This window comes from Synechococcus sp. B60.1, assembly GCF_047462555.1.
Lineage (GTDB): Bacteria > Cyanobacteriota > Cyanobacteriia > Thermostichales > Thermostichaceae > Thermostichus.
This window is the reverse complement of sequence record NZ_JANSJN010000148.1, coordinates 1-3848: the sequence shown is the minus strand read 5'-3', so window position 1 is coordinate 3848 and position 3848 is coordinate 1. Positions and strand designations below refer to the sequence as shown.

4 protein-coding genes are annotated in these 3848 nt (G+C 61.8%); 2 read left to right on the top strand and 2 right to left on the bottom strand.

Annotated features, from left to right (window positions below; translation table 11 throughout):
* Positions 1-212: 212 nt before the first annotated feature.
* Positions 213-1295, top strand: coding sequence for an Mrp/NBP35 family ATP-binding protein (locus NW863_RS12420; RefSeq protein ID WP_414366727.1), 1083 nt, complete (start codon positions 213-215; stop codon positions 1293-1295).
* Here the strand turns inward: NW863_RS12420 and NW863_RS12415 are convergent.
* Positions 1292-1660 (bottom strand): hypothetical protein, encoded by a 369-nt coding sequence (locus NW863_RS12415; RefSeq protein WP_414366725.1) that lies wholly within the window; start codon positions 1658-1660, stop codon positions 1292-1294. The genes NW863_RS12420 and NW863_RS12415 overlap by 4 nt on opposite strands.
* Positions 1661-1724: 64 nt before the next feature.
* Positions 1725-3611, bottom strand: a complete 1887-nt coding sequence (locus tag NW863_RS12410; protein WP_414366724.1) for a BamA/TamA family outer membrane protein — start codon at positions 3609-3611, stop codon at positions 1725-1727.
* Positions 3612-3636: 25 nt separating this feature from the next.
* On the opposite strand from NW863_RS12410, the gene NW863_RS12405 reads away from it, so the two are divergent.
* On the top strand, positions 3637-3848 hold a 212-nt coding region (locus NW863_RS12405), incomplete at its 3' end, for a hypothetical protein (protein ID WP_414366722.1).

Genomic DNA, 3848 nt, shown 5'->3' with positions numbered 1-3848 from the left:
GGGCCAAGAACGTCAGTCCCAACCACAAACCGACTCCCATGATCAGCGCTTGCACCATTGCCCTCCTCCGTCGGCCAGAGCCAGCCTAGGCCAGTCGGCTACAGAGGGCCAGCGTTGGCAGACAGTTTCGCAACTGTCCTGCCAGCGGGCGAGGACCCTGGAGAAAAACCGATTAGAGTGAAAAATAGAGCCGTTACTTCATTTTTGATGCCATGACCACCTCCACCCTCGATGCTGCCGCCATCCTTGAGGCGTTGCGCCCGGTTCAAGATCCGGAGCTGCGCCGCAGCCTGGTGGAACTGAACATGATCCGCGACATTCGCGTCGAGCCGGAGCGGGTGGCCTTTACCCTGGTGCTGACGACACCGGCCTGCCCCTTGCGGGAATTCATCGTCGAGGAGTGCAAGGCTGCCATCCGCCGCCTGGCTCCCGTTGAAACCATCGAGGTCACGGTTACAGCAGAAACTCCCCGCTCGCCCTCCCTGCCGGATCGCCAGTCTGTCCCCGGCGTGCGCAACATCATCGCCATCTCCAGCGGCAAGGGGGGGGTGGGCAAAACCTCAGTATCGGTGAATGTGGCGGTTGCCCTGGCCCAGAGCGGAGCGCGGGTGGGGCTGCTGGATGCCGATATCTACGGCCCCAATGTGCCGCTGATGCTGGGGTTGCAGGATCAGTCTCTGTTGGTGCGCAAGCGGGAAGACGGCGGCGAGGACATCTTCCCCCTGGAGAACTACGGCGTCAAGATGGTGTCGATGGGTCTCTTGGTGGGGCGGGATCAGCCGGTGATCTGGCGGGGGCCGATGCTCAACGGTGTTATCCGCCAATTCCTCTACCAGGTGCAGTGGGGGGAGCTGGACTATCTCATCGTGGACATGCCCCCCGGCACCGGGGATGCGCAACTGACCCTGGTGCAGGCGGTGCCGCTGGCGGGAGCTGTGATCGTCACTACGCCGCAGTCGGTGGCCCTGCTGGATAGCCGCAAGGGCTTGAACATGTTTCGCCAGTTGGGGGTGCCCATTCTCGGCATTGTGGAGAACATGAGTTACTTCATTCCACCCGACCTACCGGATCGCCAGTACGATATCTTCGGCTCAGCCGGCGGAGAAACTACGGCCCGCGAGCTAGGGATCCCACTGCTGGGGCGGATCCCGTTGGAGATTGCCCTGCGCCAAGGGGGAGATGCGGGTCAGCCAATTGTGGTCGGCCAGCCCGAGTCGGCTTCAGCCCAGGCCCTGCGGCAAATTGCCAAAACTTTGGCGGGCCGCGTCTCCATGCTGGCTTTGGGGGCCGGCTAGAAGCGCTCTGCTTCCACCAACGAGACCCCAAAGCTGCGTCCCCCCAGCACAATGCCCTCTTGGGCCTTGCCACGCACAGTTACGGTGCTGTTCATGGCCGGCAGGCCCTTGTTGGTGATGACCCAGAGGGAGCCGCTGTTGTCTTGGATCTCGTACATGCCCTGGCCAAACACGCCTATTTGATTGACCACACGACCGCGGACGTACACATTGGTGTAGCGAGAAGGATTTTGTTCGATCTGGGCGATGGGAGTTGTGCCGATGCCCAGCCGCGCCAACGGCCCACACCCTGCCAGGGCTAGGCTGACGCAGAGCAAGAGTACCCAAGATCCGCCGCGGAACGATTGGCCAAGTTGCCGTTTCATGGGTTGCTTCCCTCACGAGCACTTGCTCCCACCATAGCAAGCCGGCAGCAGATCCACCGCCAAGCTAGAACTTCTCGCCAATGCCAAAGTGCAGTTGGGCCTGGCCGGCCTCTCCTTGACCAACGGCGTAGTCAATGCGCAGCGGCCCCAGGGGAGATTGGATGCGGATACCGGCCCCCAGCCCGAAACCGCTGCCCGGCTTGTTGCGCACCGCCGCAGGATTGCCGATGACCGCCGCGCCGCTGCCCAGATCGGTGCCGTAGTCGGCGAAGACCACCGCCCCCACCGGGTCGAAAAGGGGAAAGCGCAACTCCGCCGTCGCCGTGGCAAAGCTGCGACCGGAGCCGACGCCACCCTCAAAAAATCCCCGCACCGAGCTGCCCCCGCCGATGGGGAAAGCATCGTAGGGAGCCAAGTCGCCAATTGTGGTGCCCGCCCGCACGTCAAAGGCCAGCACCTGCGGTCGTTCGCTGCGGGTCTCGAACAGTTTGACGGGAATGAACTGGCTGTAGCTAGTCTCGAGGCGGTTGGCGTTGAGGCCATTCTCGAAAAGACGTACCGACTGTTCGCTGGAGATGCGAAAGACGGATCCCTGGCTGGGGCTGTTGGGGTTGTCGCGGCTGTCGTTGACGAGGCCGAGCCGCAGGGTGGTGTAGCTGTCTTGGCCGCTGGCGCTGAAGGTAATCGGGTTGCCCAGCACATCAAAGCGCTCCTGCTCGCCGTTGCTGTTGCGGGCTTCCACAAATTGGATGCGGGTGCCCAAGCTGGCCCGCCAATTGCCCCCAATGGGACGCGAGAAGGTGACGCTGCCGCCCAGCCGGTTGATGCGCACGGGATCCCCGTTGGGCAAGGTCAATCCCTCGTTGAAAACAAAGCTGGAGCTCTGCTGGTTGGAGATATTGACGTTGTAGGAGGTGGGGATCTCCAGCGTGGCAATGCGCGGGTCGGTGAAGTTCAAATCAAACAGAGTTTCGTTGGTGCCCAACTGCACATTGAAGCTGGCGCTCTGGTTGTTGCCGCCCAAGTTTTCTTCCGAGACGCTGAGGCCAGCAAAGACCCCTGTGGCCGAGCTGACGCCGATGGTGCCGCTCAAGGTGCCGGTGCGGCGCTCTTCCACGTTCACCACCACCACCACCTTGTCGGGATCCTGGCCGGGGTTGAGCCCCACATTTACATCCTGAAAGAGGTTGAGGTTGAAAACCGCCTGCAGGTCTTCCTGGATTTGGTTGCGGTTGAACACATCCCCCGGCTTGGACTTCAGCTCGCGGGTGATGATGAAGTCGCGGGTTTTGGTGTTGCCCTGCACGCGAATATCCTCGATCTCCCCTTCGGCAATTTCCAGGGTGAGAGTGCCATCTTCGGAGGAGCGCACATCTGTCACTTTGGCCAGCACGTAGCCCTTGTCGGCATACCACTGCTCAATCTCGGCCACTGCTGCCTGCAGCTTGCCAAAGTTGAGCACCCGCCCTTCTTGGTCGGCAAAGGCCTTCTGGAGCACCTCCGGATCCAAAACTTTTGCCCCTTCCGTGCGCACGGCTTTGAGGGTGGGGTTGGGCTTGACTTCAAAGGTAACTCGCACCCCCAGAGGCGTATCGGAAGGCACCGCCCGCACATCGGCAAAAAAACCGGTGGCAAACACGGCGTTGATGTCTTCCCGGAGTTGGGAACGAGTGGAGACCTCGCCGGCGCGGGTACGGATAACTTTGTAAACCTGCTCGATCAGCTCTGGGTCGTCGGTACCCTCGACCACCACTTCTGCCACCAAAACTTCAACTTCTGGCTCGCCGGCGGCGGGGGTAGGTGTGGGGGTGGGTTGGGCGGGGGCATCGCCACCGGTGCGCAGATCCAGGGTGCCGGGTTGGGGCTGTGCCCAAGCTGCAGCGGTGTGTAGCACCATCCCACAGGTCAGGGCTGAAGCTAGCCAAGGGCAGAGTTGCCTGGAACAATTCATAGGGATCCCTCGCACACCACAAAGATTGGAAAGCTGGGCCAAGATTGCACTAAAACCCTCTGCCGCCCAGCGGTGGACAATTGCCCTGAATTATATCAACCCCCATCCCTGCGGATCCGAGCATTGCCGCGAGCCGGATTGCGGGCTTGGGCAGTCTGAAGTGCAAGCAGCCGCCTCTTCTTTACGGCAGGCGCAGGGATCCCTGGCAGCGCTGGCCACAACTCTGCGGCTCGCCTG